The sequence below is a fragment of the Shewanella gelidii genome (genome assembly GCF_014647855.1).
In the GTDB taxonomy this organism is placed as follows: domain Bacteria; phylum Pseudomonadota; class Gammaproteobacteria; order Enterobacterales; family Shewanellaceae; genus Shewanella; species Shewanella gelidii.
In genome coordinates, this window is the sequence record NZ_BMPZ01000005.1 from 163,643 (window position 1) to 182,064 (window position 18,422).

Sequence of the window (18,422 nt, forward strand, 5' to 3'; positions counted from 1 at the left end):
AAAAAACGAAGCCTAAAGGCTTCGTTTTTGTATAAGCATTGCGAGTATTCGGATTAATCTAACTCGTCATCTGCGACTTTGTAGTGAGGATCTTCAATTAAGTTGACTTCGACTAAGTCGCCAGCTTTATGTAATAGTTTTTTACAATCCATGCTGAGGTGACGTAAATGTAAGCGTTTGCCTGCTGCTACGTAACGCTCAGCTAAAGTGTCAATGGCTTCCAGCGCGGAGTGATCGGCAACGCGAGAGTTTTGAAAGTCCACAATAACGTCTTCTGGATCATCTTTTGCGGTAAATAAATCCAAGAAATGTGCGACTGAGCCGAAGAATAGTGGGCCATTTAAGCGGTAGATTTTCCAACCATTTTTGTCTTCGCTGACCTGCACGTTAATGTGCTTTGCATGTTCCCAAGCAAAGACCAACGCAGAGACAATCACACCAACAAATACGGCAAACGCTAAGTCAGTGAAGACGGTGACGATTGTGACTAACAAAATCACAAATGAGTCATGCTTCGGTACCTTGCGTACCATCTTAATGCTTGCCCATTCAAATGTGCCTAGAACAACAATAAACATGACGCCAACAAGCGCTGCAAGCGGGATCATCTCGATAAAGCCTGAGCCAAACAAAATGAATGCAAGTAAGGCGATAGCCGCTGCTATTCCAGATAGACGACCGCGACCCCCAGAGTTGATATTAATCATGGATTGACCAATCATGGCACAACCACCCATGGCGCCAAAGAATCCGCTCGTTACATTCGCCACACCTTGGCCGACACATTCTTTGTTGCCTTTACCGCGAGTTCCTGTCATTTCATCAATAACGGTTAATGTTAATAATGACTCAATGAGGCCGACAGCTGCGAGAATACAAGCGTAAGGCAAAATTATGTATAAAGTTTCAAGATTGAATGGTACCGAAGGGATACTAAATGATGGTAAAGAGCCAGCAATGGTAGCGTTTGGATCACCACTCATTGATTTCAAAAAGTCGAGGACGGTGCGCGTATCTAAATCAAAGACGACAGTGAGTGCCGTGACCGCGAGAATCGCGACAAGGGAAGACGGTACCGCGGTCGTGATTTTTGGCAAGAAATGAATAATTGCCATCGTCATCAGAACTAAACCTAGCATTAAATATAGCTGGCTACCCTGCAACCACTCCAGCGTTCCATCTGCCCCTGGAACTTTGAACTGTCCAAGCTGTGCTAGGAAAATCACAATTGCTAGGCCGTTTACAAAGCCAATCATGACTGGGTAAGGCACGATGCGAATAAACTTACCGAGCTTTAACACGCCGGCCAAGATTTGGATGGTACCGGCAAGTACAACAGCCGCAAATAAGTATTGCACCCCATGCTCAGCAACAAGTGCAACCATTACAACTGCCATGGCACCCGTTGCACCAGAGATCATTCCGGGACGACCACCGATCAGTGCGGTAATAAGGCCCATAATGAAAGCGGCGTAGAGGCCGACCATTGGCTCAACTCCAGCGACGAAAGCAAAAGCGACAGCTTCCGGAACAAGTGCGAGTGCAACAGTAAGACCTGACAATATGTCAGCTTTGGAACTAGCGGTTTTATGACGAATAAGATCGAACATTTGTCCTCAACAGTATTAATTTAGTGATATTGATCAAAAATTAGGTTGCGCATCTTACTAGAAAACGAACACAAACTAAACAGTAATTACCAACCAAAACCAATTCAGCCTGCGATAATCAGCGGGTTGATGAACCTTTTGGGTATGGTATAGCGTGATGAAAGCATCTTGAAAGCTATTCAAGTTGCGGCACCGCTTTCGGTAAAGAAATGAGACATGAAAAAAGCCATGCGTTGTCGCATGGCTTTTTTAGAAAACCAAACTTACGGGCGCGTCATTTCTGCTTGCGCGCTATTCGCGGTTGTGGTTTTAACTGCAGCTTCATGGTTGCTGGCTTCATACACTCGGCCCTTTGGAGTCTCTACGACGGCTTGCGGTTGTTCAACCACCGGTTTAGTCGTCGTTGAGCTTACCATTGAGCCGAAGCGACTTGCGCTTGATGAGGCTTTTACTTCAGTGACTACAGCTGTCTCTGTCTGTGCAACGATAGGCTCGCTGACAACTTCTTCAACTGTGGCAACAACTTCTGCCGCTACAACTTCTGCTTGAGCATCTGGAGCTGGCTTGCTTGCCATTGTTACCGCAACCTCAGGCTTTGGTGTGATGTCAGCTGCCTCTGTTGCAACCGGCGCATCTTCATCTGCAGGGCTAGCGACTTGAGCAGTAGCTACTGCATCAATAGCTACAGGTTTTGTTGCCGCAGCCTGCGCTTGGCTTGGCTCTGCTTTAACCGATTGCGCTTCAGTTTTAACCTCGTCAGACTGCGCTTTAGCAACTTCAGATTGCGTTGCTACTGGCTCACTGACTTCAGCTTGGTCCACTGAAGGTTCGCTCACGCTCTCAGGCGTTTTGGCTTCGGCCACTTCTGGCTTTGGCGCAGGGGCAAAACTTGGGCTTGCTGGTGCCGCAGTCGCAGCGCTTGCTACTTTGCGTTTTGCTACTGGCTTCTTCACTGGCTGAACTTCTGCAATAGGTGCCTCTGTGGCTGTTGCCGGTTTGGAAGCGGCTACTGGCATTGGCATGGCGGCTGGACGTGTTGCTTCTGCAGCTGCACTGCTACTGACTCGTGCCTTAGGCTTAGGCGTTTCCGCTGGTTTTGCTTCAGGTGCTTTTACTTCTGCATTCACTTGGGCAGGTTTACTCTCCTGCTTAGCTTCTGGCATTGGTGCTGGAGCTGGACGAGCGGCGGCGGCAACAGCTGTATTCGTCGCTGTTCTATTTTCTGCTGCTTTTGCAACATCTGCTTCAACCTGCACACTGGCAACCGGAGTTGGTTCGGCAACTTGTGATTGCGTGTTTTCATGTGCAACATCTGCGACTTCAACCGAGGCCGGTACTTGTGTTTCCACGGTCGCAGTGACTTCCACGGCTGGCGCTTCTACTGTCGAGGTAGCTTCAACTTCAGGGGCTAAGTCACTAGCATTTGCTGCAATACTTTCAGTAGCCTGTTCTGCATTCTCTGCAGGGTCATCGCTACGGCGACGACGTTGTCCTGCTGCACGTAGATGACGTGGGCTTCGACGGCTGCGGCGCTGACCTTCACGCTTTGGCTTGTCTTCACCTTCAGTCTCTGTCGTTGTTTCTGCGTCTTGCGTTTGTGCTGGTTTAGCGGCTGGTTGAGTTTCCTTAGGCGCCTGAGCTTTCAACGCTTCTTCTGCAGCTGGTGTTTGCTCTGCAACTGTGTTGACGTTTGGCTCTGTAGTCGCTTCTTGCGCTTCAAAGGGTTGCTTGTCCTTTCTTGGCCCACGCTTGCGAGTCGGCTTTGGCTTCGCTTCTGCTTTTGAAGTTTCTTTGACTTTACTTTGAGCTTCAGTGTGTTCAACAGCAGCTTGCGTGTTGATTTCCTCGTTCGCTTGCTCCTGATTTACGCGAACTTTACGACGCATATTGCGACGCTGTCTGCGCTCTCTTACCGCTTCTTGCTTTGGCTGATCTGCAGCTTCTGCTTTTGGCTTATTTTGACGAGGCTTGTTATCGTTCTTTGTGCGCTGCGTGTCTTTGTCATGCTGGCGGTCGACATTTCTATCGTTGTTCCGCTCATTTTTACGGCCTGAACGTTCTGACTTTTCTTTGTCATGATCCGCTTTTTTATTGCGGCTCTTATGCTCTTTATTGCCTTTGCTTGAATCCGACTTATTGCGACGGTTGCGGCGATTGTTTTGGTTGCTACGTGAAGATTTTGCTGGTTTTTGCTCCGGCTTTTTCTCTTCGCTGCTACCAAATAGTGAGCTAATCGCAGCCATCAGTTTGCTGATTAAACCAGGCTCTGATTGCTTTGCTTTTGCTGGAGCCGCTTTTTCGACTTTCTTCGCAGCTTCGGCATTTTTAGGCGCAGAGTATCCCTTAAGCACGGGTTCTTGTGCAGCGGCACGCTCAAGCTTACGAGGCTCATAGAGCTTTGCTTCTGGCTTTTCAGTACGTTTGTAGCTAGTTTCAACCACTTCTTCATCATTACGATGACGGTTGACGCGATACTCGGGTGTCATCATGTGGCTGTCAGGAATGACATACACTTCGACATTATGGCGTTGCTCTGTGATACGAATAGCTTTGCGTTTTTCGTTCAATAAGAATGCTGCAACATCCACAGGAACCACGGCTTCAATTTGAGATGTGTTCTCTTTAATGGCTTCTTCTTCCATCAGGCGAAGAATCGAAAGGGCGAGAGATTCAGTTCCGCGAATCGTGCCTTGTCCGTGACAGCGTGGACAAAGTTTTGCTGCAGACTCTTCTAGTGAAGGACGCAGGCGTTGGCGCGACATTTCCATGAGGCCAAAGCGAGAGATACGGCCAAGCTGGACGCGAGCTCGGTCATGGTGGACTGCATCACGTAGTCTATTTTCAACTTCACGTTGATGACGTACTGGTGTCATATCAATAAAGTCGATAACTACTAAACCACCTAAATCGCGGAGGCGTAATTGGCGTGCAATTTCATCGGCTGCTTCGAGGTTGGTGTTTAGCGCCGTTTCTTCAATATCTCCGCCTTTCGTGGCGCGGGCAGAGTTAATATCAATAGAGGTGAGTGCTTCTGTTGGGTCGATAACGATTGAGCCGCCAGAAGGCAGGCGGACTTCACGCTGGAACGCAGATTCAATTTGCGATTCAATTTGGAAGTGCGTAAACAGAGGTACTTCTGCTTCATAAAGCTTTACACGCTCAATAAAGTCTGGACGAACAAGCTCAATGTGCTTTCTTGCTTTGTCATATACCTTGGCGTGGTCAATCAGGATTTCCCCAACATCGCTACGAAGGTAATCGCGAATTGCGCGCACGATGACGTTACTTTCTTGGTGGATTAAGAATGGCGCTTGCATGCTTTGCGCTGATTCCTGGATACCAGCCCAAAAGTCTTTTAGCACTTTTAAATCAGCTGCGAGTTCAGCAGATTCTTTACCGATACCCGCAGTACGTACAATTAGCCCCATCCCTTTGGGAATATCCAGCTGTGACATGGCTGCTTTTAGTTCCGTACGCTCATCACCTTCGATGCGGCGAGAAATACCGCCCGCTCTCGGGTTGTTTGGCATAAGAACAAGGTAAGAACCAGCAAGACTGATAAAAGTAGTTAACGCCGCGCCTTTATTGCCACGCTCTTCTTTATCAATTTGTACGATAACTTCCTGACCTTCCTTCACCACTTCTTTGATGTTTGGTCGGCCTTGAAAAGAGTAACCTTTCGGGAAGTACTCGCGTGCAATTTCTTTGAGGGGTAAAAAGCCATGTCTTTCCGCACCGTAGTCGACAAATGCCGCTTCGAGTGAGGGTTCTACGCGGGTAATTTTACCTTTGTAAATGTTGGCTTTTTTCTGTTCATGACCAGGACTTTCAATGTCTAAGTCATAAAGTTGTTGCCCATCAACAAGGGCAACACGCAACTCTTCTGATTGAGTTGCATTGATTAACATCCGTTTCATGATGACTAAATTCTTCTCAATAAGGTCATCAGAGCGCGGCTCATTCGTGCATTACGGGCCTAGTTTGGGCGACAAAACCTCACGGTTGGTGCCTAGGCAGGTAGGTGCGCATCACTGTTAAACGCAATCACTGCGTGTCGCATCCTATTTATGGCTTATTTTTTAATGTTTACAAAAACAAGGAATTCGTTGTAAAACGTCAACCAACCCCATAAATTTCTAATATATTCCGGTAATGCCAATATCGAAAAGCGACTGTCTGATGACTAGTTTAAATTAAAATATTCGAAATCTGGCGTGCATTAGATTAGATAACCACTTATTTCGTGGGGCTTGTGCAAGTTTAGCTATCGAAATTGATTTATATCTTCTTTTGTCTCGTATATAGCTTGCAAGTCAATCACTTGCTACTCGCAGAAGCATCAGATTACATCCCTCTGGCTAATGCTCGAATGGTGTATTTGTGAACACTTTATTCACTGCTTATCCCAATTCGCCGATGGAATATAGCAAAAAACAAAAAAATCAGCAATGGAAAGCATAAATTCTTCAGGTTTGATGTACAATAGCGGCCGTTAAGATGAAGTGGCGAACCATGACTAAAGAAACCTCCCCAACAAAAGTTCAGTTGATTACGATTGATGAAGATCACCTTGGTCAACGTATCGATAATTTTTTACTCACTAAGCTAAAAGGCGTTCCCAAAAGCATGATTTATCGAATCGTGCGTAAGGGAGAAGTGCGTGTAAATAAAAAGCGTATCAAACCAGAATATAAATTGGCGATGGATGATGTCGTTCGAGTTCCCCCAGTTCGTATTCCTGAAAAAGATAAAACTAAAGCACCATCGGCAAAGTTGACGAAGGTGTCGCAACTCGAAGCGCGTGTACTGCATGAAGATAAACATCTTATTGTGTTGAATAAGCCAGCAGGAATTGCCGTGCATGGCGGCAGTGGCGTGGATTTTGGTGTGATCGAGGCTTTTCGATCTCTAAGGCCACAACAAAAGTTTTTAGAGTTGGTTCATCGCCTAGATAAAGACACATCCGGAGTGCTGCTAATTGCTAAGAAACGCAGTGCGTTAAAGCATCTACATGATCAACTGCGCTATAAGAAGATGCAAAAAGACTATCAAGCGCTGGTTCGAGGGGCTTGGCAAGCCAGTGATAAAGTTGTTCAAGCGCCTTTATTGAAACTTACTTTGAAATCTGGTGAGCGGATTGTCCGAGTCAATAAAGAGGGCAAGCCTTCAGAAACTCGATACAAAATTTTGCAACGTTTCGAAGGGGCAACTTTAGTTCAAGCTAGTCCCGTTACCGGAAGAACGCATCAAATTCGTGTGCATTGCCAATATGCTGGTCACCCGATTGCATGTGATGAAAAATATAGTGAGCAAAAGTTTGATGACAGTATGCGTGCAGTGGGTCTAAATCGATTGTTCTTACATGCGGCTAGATTGCGGTTTACCCACCCAGATAGCGAAGAAACCATGCAAGTCAGTGCGCCCCTTGACCCGGTATTGGTCAGCACATTGAACAAGTTGAAAAAAATATGAAGCGATACGATCTAGTCATCTTTGATTGGGATGGCACCTTGATGGACTCGATTGGTAAAATTGTAACCTGCATGCAGGCGACTGCTATGGAGTTGCAAATGACCGCTCCAGCAGAACAATCAGTTCGAGATATTATTGGTTTATCTATGGATAAAGCACTGAGTGTTTTATTTCCACATGTAGCGAATGAGCTTCGTCAAACCATGATTGATGTCTATCGCAAGCATTATCTTGAGCTCAATACAACGCCAAGCCCTTTATTTGAAGGAAGCCTGACACTACTCGATAGCTTAAGAGAGCAGGAATATTTGCTTGCTGTTGCAACAGGGAAGGGCAGAGGTGGGCTGGATCGCGTTTTGTCGTTGACTGAACTTGGCCATTATTTTTCGGCAACGCGCTGTGCCGACGAATCAAAGAGTAAGCCGCATCCGCAAATGATATTAGATGTGCTTGACGTGCTCAATGTAGAGCCTGCAAGAGCTTTAATGGTTGGTGATTCTATTCATGATTTGAATATGGCCAATAACGCGGGTGTAGATTGTGTGGGTGTAAGCTATGGTGCCCATGACCATGACACCTTGCTTCAAGCGCAACCCAAACACATCATCAATTCACCTATCGCGCTATTAGATTGCTTGTATTAAGCGAAAGTGCTGACTGCTTTTCACTATCGCTTTAACCGTGACTAATAAATTTGGGTGTGTCATCCGTTGCTTGCAAAGATTGAGCGACTGTTTTCATTGCGGTCGTCAGTTTTGTAAGTTGTGTGCTGCTTATGGTGAAAGGCGGCATGATATAGATGTAATTGGCAAAAGGGCGGATCCAGACGCCAAGGTCAATAAACTGTTGTTGTAACGCTGATGTATTGACTGTTGCATGCATTTCTAAAACGCCGATTGCACCTAAAACACGAACAGCTTTTACGGAAGCATATTGAGCGGCAGCTTGCAGCTCTTGTTGCAGCTGATATTCAATTGCGGCAACCTGCGTTGGCCATTGGTTTTTTGCAATTAAATCAAGGCTGGCGCACGCGGCTGCACACGCAAGAGGGTTGCCCATAAAAGTTGGCCCGTGCATAAATACACCGGAGGGAGAGTCGCTAATCCCCTGAGCCACTTCATCGCTGCATAGCGTAGCAGCTAAGCTGATATAGCCACCTGTCAGCGCTTTACCCACACAAATTAAATCGGGTTCGATATTTGCGTGTTCGTAAGCGAATAGCTTCCCGGTTCGGCCAAAGCCCGTGGCAATTTCATCGACAATCAACAAAACGTCATATTGGTCGCATAGTCTACGCAATTCAGTTAAGTAATCCGCACTATAAAAGCGCATGCCACCGGCGCCTTGCAGAATCGGTTCAATGATGACAGCAGCGATTTGTTCGTGATGTTCCGCTAACGCTTGTTGAAGCGCGATAATATCTTCAGTGCGTAACGGCTCTCCAAATGGTGTTTGAGGAGAAGGCACAAATAGCTGCGGGGTGACAGCTTGGCCAAACATGGTGTGCATGCCACCATCGGGATCACAAACGCTCATTGCTGCAAAGGTATCGCCGTGATATCCCTGCTTTACAGTTAATATTTTTTGTTTGGCAGGTTGTTGCTTGCCTTGCCAGTACTGCAATGCCATTTTTAAGGCCACTTCTACGGCTATCGAGCCCGAATCTGCTAAGAATACTTTGCTGAGCCGTGGACAAGTCATATCAATAAGACGTTTACTCAATTCAATAGCGGGTTGGTGGGTAATCCCTCCAAACATGACGTGACTAAGCTGGCGTAATTGATGCTCCATTTTATCTAGGATGTATGGATGACCATAGCCATGGACACAAGCCCACCAAGAGCTGGTGCCATCAATTACGCGTTGTCCAGTGTCTAGCTCAAGCTCGCAGCCAGAAGCCCCAATGACGCCATAGGTGGGCAGGGCTTTTGTCATTGAAGTATAAGGGTGCCAAATGTGGGCTTTATCAAAATCATAATCAATCATGGGGAATTTGGGGTTGCTCATATTTTGCTCTGTTGTAAACCTGTGGTTTGCTATGACGTTGACAGCTTAAGTGCTACAGGTATCCTTATCAAGTCATAAACAGAAGAACAAGGCCCTAGATATGTCGCAGTTGCAAGTACGTCATGATTGGAATCGTGATGAAATTGAAGCACTCTTTTCACTTCCGATGAATGATTTACTTTTTCAAGCGCAAAGTCTTCATCGACAAGTCTATGATCCTAACGAAGTTCAGATCAGCCGCTTATTATCAATTAAAACAGGTGCCTGCCCAGAAGATTGTAAATATTGCCCTCAAAGTGCACGTTATGATACGGGCCTAGAAAAAGAGCGTTTACTAGAAATTGAAAAAGTTCTTACCGAAGCGCGTAGCGCGAAAGCTGCCGGTGCATCTCGTTTCTGTATGGGGGCTGCTTGGCGAAATCCTCACGAGCGTGATATGCCATATCTAACTGATATGGTGAAGGAAGTGAAGTCTATGGGGATGGAAACTTGTATGACTCTTGGTATGCTTTCTGAAGATCAGGCATCACAATTAGCAGATGCCGGTTTAGACTATTACAACCATAATTTAGATACTTCTCCTGAATACTATGGTGATGTGATTACCACGCGCACTTATCAGAACCGTTTAGATACTTTATCTCATGTGCGTGGTGCGGGCATGAAAGTGTGCTCGGGTGGCATTGTTGGTATGGGTGAGCAAGCGAGCGACCGCGCAGGATTATTGCAACAGTTAGCAAATATGGAAAAACACCCAGACTCAGTTCCGATTAATATGCTCGTGAAAGTAGCGGGTACACCCTTTGAAAAGTTAGATGAATTAGACCCGTTTGAGTTTGTCCGTACGATTGCTGTGGCACGGATCATGATGCCTTATTCTCGAGTCCGTTTGTCTGCGGGGCGCGAAGAGATGACCGATGAGTTGCAGGCGATGTGTTTCTTTGCTGGAGCAAATTCAATTTTTTATGGTTGTAAGCTTTTAACGACTCCTAACCCAGAAGAAAACAGTGATATGAGTCTATTCAGAAGGTTAGGGCTTCACCCTGAGCAGGGAAAAGTTGCAACGCCTGAAGAAGATGAACAGTTAATGCAAAAAGCGGCCGCTAAAAAAGATAAAGCGTCAGCGCAGTTTTTTGATGCTGGAGCGCTGTAATTGCACATTTATTTTGAAGTAATTCATACGGCTGCTAAAGAGAGTGTATGTCTAAACGATTGAGTGCACGTATCGCGGATACGCAACAGCAGCTCTCTGAGCAAGGCTTATTGAGAACAAGGTCGTGCCACAGTGAGCCCAACCTAACTGCGAGAGATCTTCTCAATTTTTGTGATAATGATTACCTCGGTCTTTCACAGTCTCTTGAATTAAAGCAGGCTGCAGCCGAAGGCGCGGAGCTTTATGGCGTAGGGTCTGGAGCTTCGCCTTTGGTCAGTGGTTATCAAACTGCGCATCAACAACTCGAACAATTACTTTGTCAACGAACAGGTCATGAAGCCGCATTGTTATTTTGCTCCGGTTTTGCCGCAAATGAAGCTTTGGTGAAGACATTGTTTAGACCCTCAGATGTCGTACTCACAGACAAATTAATTCATGCTTCCGTTATTGATGCCGTACAAGCGAGCGGTGCCCGGCTCGTACGCTTTGCTCACAATGATACTGTCAATGCAGAACATAAACTGGCACATTTCTCACCATTAGCCGTGATGACTGAGAGTGTATTCAGTATGGATGGAGACATCGCGCCATTAGAAAAGCTTGCTGCAATCGCTCAAAACCACGATGCATATTTTATTGTGGATGACGCACACGGATTTGGGGTTATTGGAAAAAATAGCTGTGGCGCATCAATGCTTTGCCCCAGTATTGATATACAGGTTGTCACGTTTGGCAAGGCTCTTGGGTGCCAAGGCGCCGCCATTTTAGGTCGACAAAAAGACATCGATTTTCTTGTTGCTAACGCGCGACACTATATCTATTCAACTGCACTTGCGCCTGTGAGTGCATTTGTAGCTTATAAAGCGATTGAAATGCTAGCAAACTCCAATCATCTCCAGCGTCAGCTTTCGCGCAATATTATTCACTTTAGAAAGCAATGTTTAGCCAAGGGCATCGTGTTAACCGAATCATCAACGCCGATCCAACCCATAATTATCGGCGAAAGTGAAAAGATGATGCAAATAGCTGAGTTAGTGAAAGCCGAAGGGTTCCGCATTGGCGCTATTCGCCCACCAACAGTACCATCAGGGAGCGCTCGATTGAGAGTCACCTTGTCTGCAAGGCATCAGCAAGCACAAATCAGTGGGCTCGTAGAAGCAATGCGCTGCGCAATTAATCAGGTATCCCCAACCCTATTGATGCACCTCTGTGACAACAACAAAGCAAAAGACAAAAGGATGAGTTTGTCCCTGAAGGATCAGCAGCAATCGATAATTGATATGAGTCATTGTGGTGGTGATAATGAATAGCGGCTTAGATAATAAACAACAAGTTGCCGCTGAATTTTCTGCCGCGGCAAGTCACTATTCAAACTTCAATAGTATGCAAAAACAGAGTGCCGGTATTCTATTTGACATGATAGGTACTGCAAAGGTGCTGGATAGTCATACTAACTTGCTTGACATTGGTTGCGGCCCTGGGACAGATTTTGACGCAATAAATAAGCCTGCTAGCGTTTTTGCTTTAGATATCGCGCCGGGAATGCTCGCCCAAGTGGTGCAAGATTTCCCCGAATATCTTGCGGTTCAATCCGATGCGCAAGCATTACCGTTCCAAAATGAATCATTTGATCTCATCTATAGCAACTTAGCAATGCAATGGTGCCCACAACTCGACTTGGTTTTTGCTGAAGTCGCACGGGTACTTAGATCTGGAGGCCATTTTTATGGTGCGATTGTCGCTGATGGCAGTTTACCGGAACTTGCTGAGCTCGGTTTGCGATTTAATGGTTTTCATACGCTGGATCAAATTCAAAAGGATCTCAGTCAGTGTGGTTGGCAAAATGTGCGAGTCGAACGAAAATGCTTAAGTGTATACTTTGATGATCTTAAGGCGTTGTTATATTCAATAAAAGGTGTCGGCGCTTCCACTATATCACCGCTTGACCAGCGACAGGCCGAAGCGAAAGCCAAGACTGCTTTTCAAGAAAATTCGATGGCAGGTGTCAAATTACGCGGTCGACAGGATTGGCAAAATTTGCTGGGAAAAGCAGAAGCGTTGCGGCAAGCCGATGGCTTGCCACTACACTATGAGATTGCTTTTATTCATGCAATTGCCAAATAGCTAGGATGGAAAAAAGGACATCATGATCTATTTTGTTGCAGGAACAGATACCGATAGCGGTAAAACTATAGTCTCCTCGGCCTTGCTTCACTTAGCTCAAGAGCAAGGCATACAGACGCTGGGAGTAAAGCCGATTGCATCGGGTTGCCAGGATACTCCTGCAGGACTACGCAACTCAGATGCACTGAGTTTGATGGCTAAATCTAGCATAAAACTTGAATACGATGAGGTAAACCCATTTAGTTTTGAACCTGCGATTGCACCACACATTGCAGCAAAGGAGCAGGGTGTACCTTTGAGTCCAGAAGCTTTACAGCAGACGATAGATTTGTGTCTTTATCAAGATGCTGAACTCTGCATCATTGAAGGTGCCGGTGGATGGCGTTTACCTTTAGGTTCAGGTGCATTTTTATCTGATGTCGTCAAAGCTTGGCAATTGCCTGTGATTCTAGTTGTTGGGGTCAAGCTCGGCTGTTTAAATCACGCAGTGCTTACACAAGAAGCGATTCTTGCCGATGGCTTGAAAATTGCCGGTTGGGTCGCGAATCAAGTCGACTCAAATATGAGTTGTTATCAAGAAAATATAGAGAGTCTCAATGAGTTAATGCAGGGGCCGTGTCTTGGTGAAATTCCATATTTAGCATCAGCTACTGCTGAAGTTGCAGCGAATTACTTATCGCTGAGTTTTATGAAGTCTTAGTGAAACAGCGCCTGCTGTAAGACGGGCGGTATAACCGAAACGGTAGCTTTTTAGCTTAAGAGTTTTGTTCGGCGCAGTGTTATGGTTCACGAAGCTTGATTGTGTACATGACAATACATTTTGGATTTTGCTCTATTTATTTTAATGCTCAGCACTATTTCTCCTCTCTATATCCGCGTTCCTAGGTTTTAGATTCAGCACTTTTTTTCGGATCGTGATTGCGTTGTTTTTCGCTATAAATGCACGTTTATATGTTGCTATTTAGCTCTTATATTTGCTGAAGAGGTTGCAGTTGATGTAAACCTAGTTTTCGATAAACACAAATATAAACAATTCCGCCCTTGATTTTGAACTTTTAGGACATATTATGTCTATTATGTGGTTAGACATATTATGTCTTTTTAGTAGGAGTTAAGAATGAAAAGAATTTTCCTTTTGATCGCGACCAATATCGCGGTATTAATGGTTGCTTCGATAGTGATGTCTTTGTTGGGGGTGAATAGCTCCACAATGAGCGGGCTGCTTGTGTTCGCTGCACTATTCGGTTTTGGCGGTGCGTTTGTTAGCTTGGCGATTTCAAAGTGGATGGCTAAGAAGACAATGGGCTGCGAGGTTATTGTTACACCTCGGGACCAGAATGAGCAATGGTTGATGGATACGGTAGCTGCGCAGGCGAAGGCCGTCGGTATCAAAATGCCAGAAGTCGCCATTTATGCATCACAAGATATGAATGCTTTCGCCACCGGACCAAGTAAAGATAATTCTTTAGTTGCAGTTAGTAGTGGCTTGCTTTATGGCATGACAGCTGATGAAGTCGAAGCTGTGCTCGCCCATGAAATTAGTCATGTTGCAAACGGTGATATGGTCACGTTAACTTTGATTCAAGGCGTGGTGAATACCTTTGTTATCTTTGCTGCACGGGTCATCGCAGGCATCATCGACAACTTTGTTGCTGGCGATGAAGAAGGGGAAGGTCTAGGCATGTTTGCTTATATGGCTGTGGTTTTCGTATTGGATATGCTACTTGGTATTCTTGCCTCGATGATCGTTGCTTATGTGTCACGCAAACGAGAGTTCAAAGCAGATGAAGATGCAGGGCAATTAGTTGGTAATCATAAAATGATTGCGGCGCTAGAGCGATTAAAGCAAGGACCAAAAAATGCAGAAATGCCGCCACAAATGGCTGCTTTAGGTATTCACGGTAAAACAAGTGTTGCGCAGTTATTGATGAGTCACCCACCACTTGAATCACGAATTGCAGCATTGAAATCATAAGTTGTATAAAAACCAAGAAAGGATGATAGCTATCATCTTAAAAAGGGGCATTAGCCCCTTTTTTATGGATGCTTGTTTCAAGGAACGATATCTTCAAACTACATAGTTATGCGTTGTATGCCTCTCAGAGGTTGTTTTGACAACTCATGCCATATAACCGCTTTAAATGTGTGGGTAAGCAGGTTTCAAGTTGAATGTTATGCGAGCTTATACGTACGGAATTTGCCGGTAAAGGGTGCGCTTGTTCTCAAAAATAATTCAAGTTTGATCCGTTAAGTGGTTTGAAAGCTGAATATTTGCTTATAAATCGCTATTTTTATTCCGCAAGCGTTTGTTTACATGATTTAGCGCACATTTTGCTTTTATTTATGTTGGTAAAGTGTCGCGCTCTGAGGGGCGAGTTGATTAATTACCAGTCGTTCGCTAAGTTAAACAGTGAGTGTCGAGTTTTTTAGATGCCTTTGTTAAAACAAGATAGATAAAAAAATGTCGTCGCATAGAGAGGGTATTACTGTGAGCAAAAAAATATTGAGTGCACTTTTTGGTGCAGGTTTAGCGGCATTAACAATGTCACCAGCGGCTTTTGCTGCTGACGAAACTCTTTCAGATTTTCATACTGAAATGGGTGGATGTGAGTCTTGTCACGATGAAGGCTCTCCTTCTGCAGATGGTGCTTACGAGTTTGAACAATGTCAAAGCTGCCATGGCGGTTTAGATGAAATGAACGATGTTCATAAGCCACATGATGGCAACTTGATGTGTGCTGATTGCCACGCACCGCATGATATGAATGTCGGCCAAGAGCCAACATGTGATAGCTGTCATGATGATGATAGAACTGCTGCTTCTGTATTGAAGTAATTATTACTTGAATCCATGCGCATGAAACGCTGGCAACTCGTCAGCGTTTTTTTTGCATTAAAAAATTGTATACAGTACTAGAACTGTGTGCTTGATCACTCGTTTCTGCTGTGACAAGCCAGAACTGACGAAAAAGAAATAGCACTAGCAAAAACAATAAGGTAACTTATAATGTATGCCCTTTCTTTTTGAGAGCATCAAAAGAAAGGTATAGGGAAGATAGATAACACATGGAGTGGCAGGATGTTCAAATTTGTACATTGGATAGTCGTATCTCGGTCAAGTATGGTCCAAGACCTACTGGCGATGAACTGGGAAAAGGAATTTCGAGTTAAGATCGAACGTTCTTCTATTGAAGAACTCAAGCCTGAGCGATTAAAAGGCCCTGCGTCTTTGATTATCGTCGATTTAGCAACAATTGACGTCCAGTCTGCTTATCAGCTGCAACGCGCTTTTGATAAGAGCAATCCACATATTCGTTTTGTTTTCATTCATTTCCCAGAGTCTGCTGATGCAGGGCTTTTGCTGCAATGTGCGAATGTAGCTGGCGTATTTCCGTTATCGACGGTTCATTCTGAAATTTCCGCTGGTCTCAAGGAGATTTCTAATGGTGTGGTTGTTATTCCGTTAAAAGTGCAAGAATCGTTGGAACGATCTGAATCGGTCTATGACAACGAACGCTTAACGGCACGCGAGCGTGAAGTGCTTAAGGCTTTATTATCTGGGGATACAAACCTTGATATCGCAAACTCCCTTTATGTAAGTGAAAGCACAATTAAAACCCACCTTTATCGAGCATTCAGAAAGATTGGCGTTTCTAGCCGTGGGCAAGCGATAGCTTGGGCACAACGAAATATCCATGAAGTACATGTCTAATAAAAGATTGTATTTAATCGTGTTGATAGGCTTTTGCTAAGCCCTATGTAAATCTTTAGAACAACACCAGTTTCAAGCACCACTTACTGTTTGGTCATATGATTAAACGAAGAGTGGTGTTTTTGTATCTGTAACTTGCCACTTTTAGTCGGTTGCCGTTTGCGGTTATTTTGTTAAAAGCCAGTAATCTCGCTGCAGTCGATTTAATTTTGTATATAATAGCCAAATGAATTTGTGACATTTCAGTATGATGATGAAATAGATTAGAGGAATGTTTGAATGACTGAAGAGACTATTTTTAGCAAGATTATTCGCCGTGAAATTCCCGCAGATATTGTATATCAAGACGAGCTCGTGACTGCTTTTCGAGACATTACGCCTAAAGCACCAACCCATGTTTTAATTATTCCTAACCATCATATTCCTACGATTAACGATGTGAAAGCCTCAGATGAGCTTGCTTTGGGACGAATGATGACGGTTGCTGCAAAAATTGCAGAAGAAGAGGGCATTGCCCAAGATGGCTATCGCTTAATCATGAATTGCAATGAGCATGGCGGCCAAGAAGTATTCCATATTCATATGCATTTGGTCGGTGGCCAAGCATTAGGCCCTATGTTGAGTCGAACCAAATGAAGCTAAATCCTGAATTTTTTCCGTTAACACAGTTAGCGACGCGCTTTGTTGATCAATTGACTCAATGTCGTCGGCTTGGCTTAAAAGTGCTGGAAGCGAGTGAGCACCATGTACTTATTGAGCTCCCTTATAGTACGGAGCTTATAGGGTATCCTGATACCGGAGTTATTCATGGTGGTGTTGTTACGACATTGATGGATACTGCGTGTGGTAGTGCTGTTGTGTGTGCAATTTTTGAGAAGTTCAAGTCTTTAGAAATTTCACCTACCCTAGATTTACGTGTTGATTATATGAAGCCAGCGATTCCAAATAAGCCGGTATATGGGTTTGCTGAATGTTACCGAATGACGTCTAGTGTTGCTTTCACTCGCGCGATTGCTTATCAAGATTCAATTGATGACCCGATTGCACATGCAGTTGGCTCATTTATGCGAATTAGCCCGGAGATGGTTGGCGAAGAATTTCGCCAAGCTTTAATGGGAAATGAGACCAAGAATAAAGGTGATAGCGCATGAGTGATTCAGTCAAGCCGGCAAAGGAACTTGATGTTCAAGGGATTGTCAAAAGAGCAACAGAGCTTAATGATTTTAGCCATCTACTTGAGCATGTACCCTATGCGAAGTTTATTGGGATGGCAGTCGAGCGGTTTGGAGACGAACTTGTCTTTAGAATGCCTGCGAATGACAATAATTTAGGTAACCCGGTGTTACCCGCAATTCACGGAGGGGTTATTGCTGGATTTATGGAAATGTCAGCAATCGTGCAGTTGATGGTGTTTATGCAAACTTCAAAAGTTCCAAAGATCGTTGATTTTTCAATTGACTACTTAAGAGCTGGCTACCATAAAGATAGCTTTGCAGAATGCCGAATTACACGCCAGGGGCGTCGTGTTGCGAATGTGAGTATCAATTGCTGGCAGACGAATCGTAAGCAACTGATTGCAACGGCAAGAGCTCACTTTTTGATTGAGTAACTGCAATAGATAAATGCGTGATTAAAGGAGATTGTCATGAAAAGGAAGAGTTTCGTATCTGCTATTTTGGTTTGTTTATTCATTTTGGCTGGCTGTGCAGACACAACTTCGGGTGTTTGGGTGAATTCACAAGGGCAGTCTAGAATTGATAATCACCAACTTGCACAAGATGTTATTTTGGAAAACTTGCAAACAAGACATATTGGCGACCTTATGCAAGGGATAACATTAATTACGAGTAAAGCCTCGATAGATCTGCGTTTACAGTACAAGTTTACTTGGTTTGATGCGCAGGGAGTTGCAATTGATGAAGAAGCGAGTCCATGGAAAAGCCTAACTTTGCATGGCATGCAATCGATTCAAGTGAACGCGGTCGCTCCCAATCCACAAGCGCAAAGCTTTGAGGTTTATCTTCGAGAAGCGCATTCATATTAATCCAATCTTTTAAGTATTTTTCACTACTGAATCAATAGAACACTTTAAAGGTGTTCTATTGGTTTTAGTTATTCACTTTCATCTGAATGAGTGAATTTAGTATTTACTAGCTGTTTATTGTTAGTTACTTTCATGTATACTTGCCCTCGCCAAGGGGTGTTTGACGAAAATAAATCGTCGTTAAACTGAGATGCTATATAGCGAACCCTTAGAACCTGATCCGGCTTATACCGGCGTAGGAATGGGCCAAATTCGCGCACTTCTTTATGCTTTCATGTTGCCGGATCTCAATATTTGTTT

At 44.5% G+C, this 18,422-nt stretch carries 16 protein-coding genes and 1 riboswitch; of the genes, 13 read left to right on the plus strand and 3 right to left on the minus strand.

The window, feature by feature from the left end; translation table 11 throughout:
* Positions 1-53: 53 nt before the first annotated feature.
* Positions 54-1,610: a SulP family inorganic anion transporter gene (locus IEY18_RS11235; RefSeq protein WP_188920847.1), complete on the minus strand. Its 1,557-nt coding sequence runs from the start codon at positions 1,608-1,610 to the stop codon at positions 54-56.
* A gap of 263 nt (positions 1,611-1,873) precedes the next feature.
* Positions 1,874-5,527 carry a ribonuclease E gene (gene rne / locus IEY18_RS11240; protein ID WP_188920849.1) on the minus strand — a complete coding sequence of 1,218 codons (3,654 nt, stop codon included), beginning with the start codon at positions 5,525-5,527 and terminating at the stop codon, positions 1,874-1,876.
* Positions 5,528-6,122: 595 nt separating this feature from the next.
* Between rne and rluC the strand changes: the two genes are divergently transcribed.
* Complete coding sequence (gene rluC, locus IEY18_RS11245; RefSeq protein WP_188920851.1) at positions 6,123-7,082, plus strand: 23S rRNA pseudouridine(955/2504/2580) synthase RluC; 960 nt, start codon at positions 6,123-6,125, stop codon at positions 7,080-7,082.
* Complete coding sequence (locus tag IEY18_RS11250; protein ID WP_188920854.1) at positions 7,079-7,726, plus strand: HAD-IA family hydrolase; 648 nt, start codon at positions 7,079-7,081, stop codon at positions 7,724-7,726. Before rluC ends, IEY18_RS11250 begins: the two co-directional genes overlap by 4 nt.
* A gap of 31 nt (positions 7,727-7,757) precedes the next feature.
* Here the strand turns inward: IEY18_RS11250 and bioA are convergent, their stop codons facing one another.
* On the minus strand, positions 7,758-9,089 hold the full coding sequence (bioA, locus tag IEY18_RS11255; protein WP_229779825.1) for an adenosylmethionine--8-amino-7-oxononanoate transaminase: 1,332 nt from the start codon (positions 9,087-9,089) through the stop codon (positions 7,758-7,760).
* A gap of 100 nt (positions 9,090-9,189) precedes the next feature.
* On the opposite strand from bioA, the gene bioB reads away from it, so the two are divergent.
* The 11 genes from bioB to IEY18_RS11310 all read left to right on the plus strand — a co-directional run bounded on the left by bioB (position 9,190) and on the right by IEY18_RS11310 (position 18,122).
* Positions 9,190-10,242, plus strand: a complete 1,053-nt coding sequence (gene bioB, locus IEY18_RS11260) for a biotin synthase BioB (protein ID WP_188920856.1) — start codon at positions 9,190-9,192, stop codon at positions 10,240-10,242.
* 47 nt (positions 10,243-10,289) lie between these two features.
* The gene (locus IEY18_RS11265; RefSeq protein ID WP_188920857.1) at positions 10,290-11,552 is read left to right on the plus strand and encodes an aminotransferase class I/II-fold pyridoxal phosphate-dependent enzyme; all 1,263 of its coding nucleotides are present in this window, start codon (positions 10,290-10,292) and stop codon (positions 11,550-11,552) included.
* Entirely contained in the window at positions 11,545-12,366 is an 822-nt protein-coding gene (locus IEY18_RS11270) for a methyltransferase domain-containing protein (protein WP_188920859.1), read from the plus strand. The genes IEY18_RS11265 and IEY18_RS11270 overlap by 8 nt, the downstream gene beginning before the upstream one ends.
* A 25-nt stretch (positions 12,367-12,391) precedes the next feature.
* Positions 12,392-13,066 (plus strand): dethiobiotin synthase, encoded by a 675-nt coding sequence (gene bioD / locus IEY18_RS11275; RefSeq protein WP_188920947.1) that lies wholly within the window; start codon positions 12,392-12,394, stop codon positions 13,064-13,066.
* A 417-nt stretch (positions 13,067-13,483) separates the two neighbouring features.
* A complete protein-coding gene (gene htpX / locus IEY18_RS11280; RefSeq protein ID WP_188920861.1) occupies positions 13,484-14,341 on the plus strand; it encodes a protease HtpX in 858 nt (285 codons plus the stop codon).
* 513 nt (positions 14,342-14,854) lie between these two features.
* Positions 14,855-15,202, plus strand: a complete 348-nt coding sequence (cctA, locus tag IEY18_RS11285) for a tetraheme c-type cytochrome CctA (RefSeq protein WP_188920864.1) — start codon at positions 14,855-14,857, stop codon at positions 15,200-15,202.
* 243 nt (positions 15,203-15,445) lie between these two features.
* Positions 15,446-16,078 (plus strand): response regulator transcription factor, encoded by a 633-nt coding sequence (locus IEY18_RS11290; RefSeq protein WP_188920866.1) that lies wholly within the window; start codon positions 15,446-15,448, stop codon positions 16,076-16,078.
* Between the two features lie 279 nt (positions 16,079-16,357).
* Complete coding sequence (gene hinT, locus IEY18_RS11295; RefSeq protein ID WP_188920868.1) at positions 16,358-16,714, plus strand: purine nucleoside phosphoramidase; 357 nt, start codon at positions 16,358-16,360, stop codon at positions 16,712-16,714.
* Positions 16,711-17,229, plus strand: a complete 519-nt coding sequence (locus IEY18_RS11300) for a PaaI family thioesterase (RefSeq protein WP_188920870.1) — start codon at positions 16,711-16,713, stop codon at positions 17,227-17,229. The genes hinT and IEY18_RS11300 overlap by 4 nt, the downstream gene beginning before the upstream one ends.
* Positions 17,226-17,687 carry a PaaI family thioesterase gene (locus IEY18_RS11305; RefSeq protein WP_188920872.1) on the plus strand — a complete coding sequence of 154 codons (462 nt, stop codon included), beginning with the start codon at positions 17,226-17,228 and terminating at the stop codon, positions 17,685-17,687. Before IEY18_RS11300 ends, IEY18_RS11305 begins: the two co-directional genes overlap by 4 nt.
* 36 nt (positions 17,688-17,723) lie before the next feature.
* Complete coding sequence (locus tag IEY18_RS11310; protein WP_188920874.1) at positions 17,724-18,122, plus strand: YcfL family putative periplasmic lipoprotein; 399 nt, start codon at positions 17,724-17,726, stop codon at positions 18,120-18,122.
* A gap of 142 nt (positions 18,123-18,264) precedes the next feature.
* Positions 18,265-18,381: riboswitch (TPP riboswitch) on the plus strand.
* Positions 18,382-18,422: the final 41 nt, after the last annotated feature.

Coding starts and splice junctions, on each gene's coding strand:
- IEY18_RS11250 (WP_188920854.1), top strand. CDS start 7,079: ATGAAGCGATACGATCTAGTCATCTTTGATTGGGATGGCACCTTGATG.
- IEY18_RS11270 (WP_188920859.1), top strand. CDS start 11,545: ATGAATAGCGGCTTAGATAATAAACAACAAGTTGCCGCTGAATTTTCT.
- IEY18_RS11290 (WP_188920866.1), top strand. CDS start 15,446: ATGTTCAAATTTGTACATTGGATAGTCGTATCTCGGTCAAGTATGGTC.
- bioB (WP_188920856.1), top strand. CDS start 9,190: ATGTCGCAGTTGCAAGTACGTCATGATTGGAATCGTGATGAAATTGAA.
- IEY18_RS11235 (WP_188920847.1), bottom strand. CDS start 1,610: ATGTTCGATCTTATTCGTCATAAAACCGCTAGTTCCAAAGCTGACATA.
- IEY18_RS11305 (WP_188920872.1), top strand. CDS start 17,226: ATGAGTGATTCAGTCAAGCCGGCAAAGGAACTTGATGTTCAAGGGATT.
- IEY18_RS11265 (WP_188920857.1), top strand. CDS start 10,290: ATGTCTAAACGATTGAGTGCACGTATCGCGGATACGCAACAGCAGCTC.
- rluC (WP_188920851.1), top strand. CDS start 6,123: ATGACTAAAGAAACCTCCCCAACAAAAGTTCAGTTGATTACGATTGAT.
- IEY18_RS11310 (WP_188920874.1), top strand. CDS start 17,724: ATGAAAAGGAAGAGTTTCGTATCTGCTATTTTGGTTTGTTTATTCATT.
- htpX (WP_188920861.1), top strand. CDS start 13,484: ATGAAAAGAATTTTCCTTTTGATCGCGACCAATATCGCGGTATTAATG.
- IEY18_RS11300 (WP_188920870.1), top strand. CDS start 16,711: ATGAAGCTAAATCCTGAATTTTTTCCGTTAACACAGTTAGCGACGCGC.
- bioA (WP_229779825.1), bottom strand. CDS start 9,089: ATGAGCAACCCCAAATTCCCCATGATTGATTATGATTTTGATAAAGCC.
- hinT (WP_188920868.1), top strand. CDS start 16,358: ATGACTGAAGAGACTATTTTTAGCAAGATTATTCGCCGTGAAATTCCC.
- rne (WP_188920849.1), bottom strand. CDS start 5,527: ATGAAACGGATGTTAATCAATGCAACTCAATCAGAAGAGTTGCGTGTT.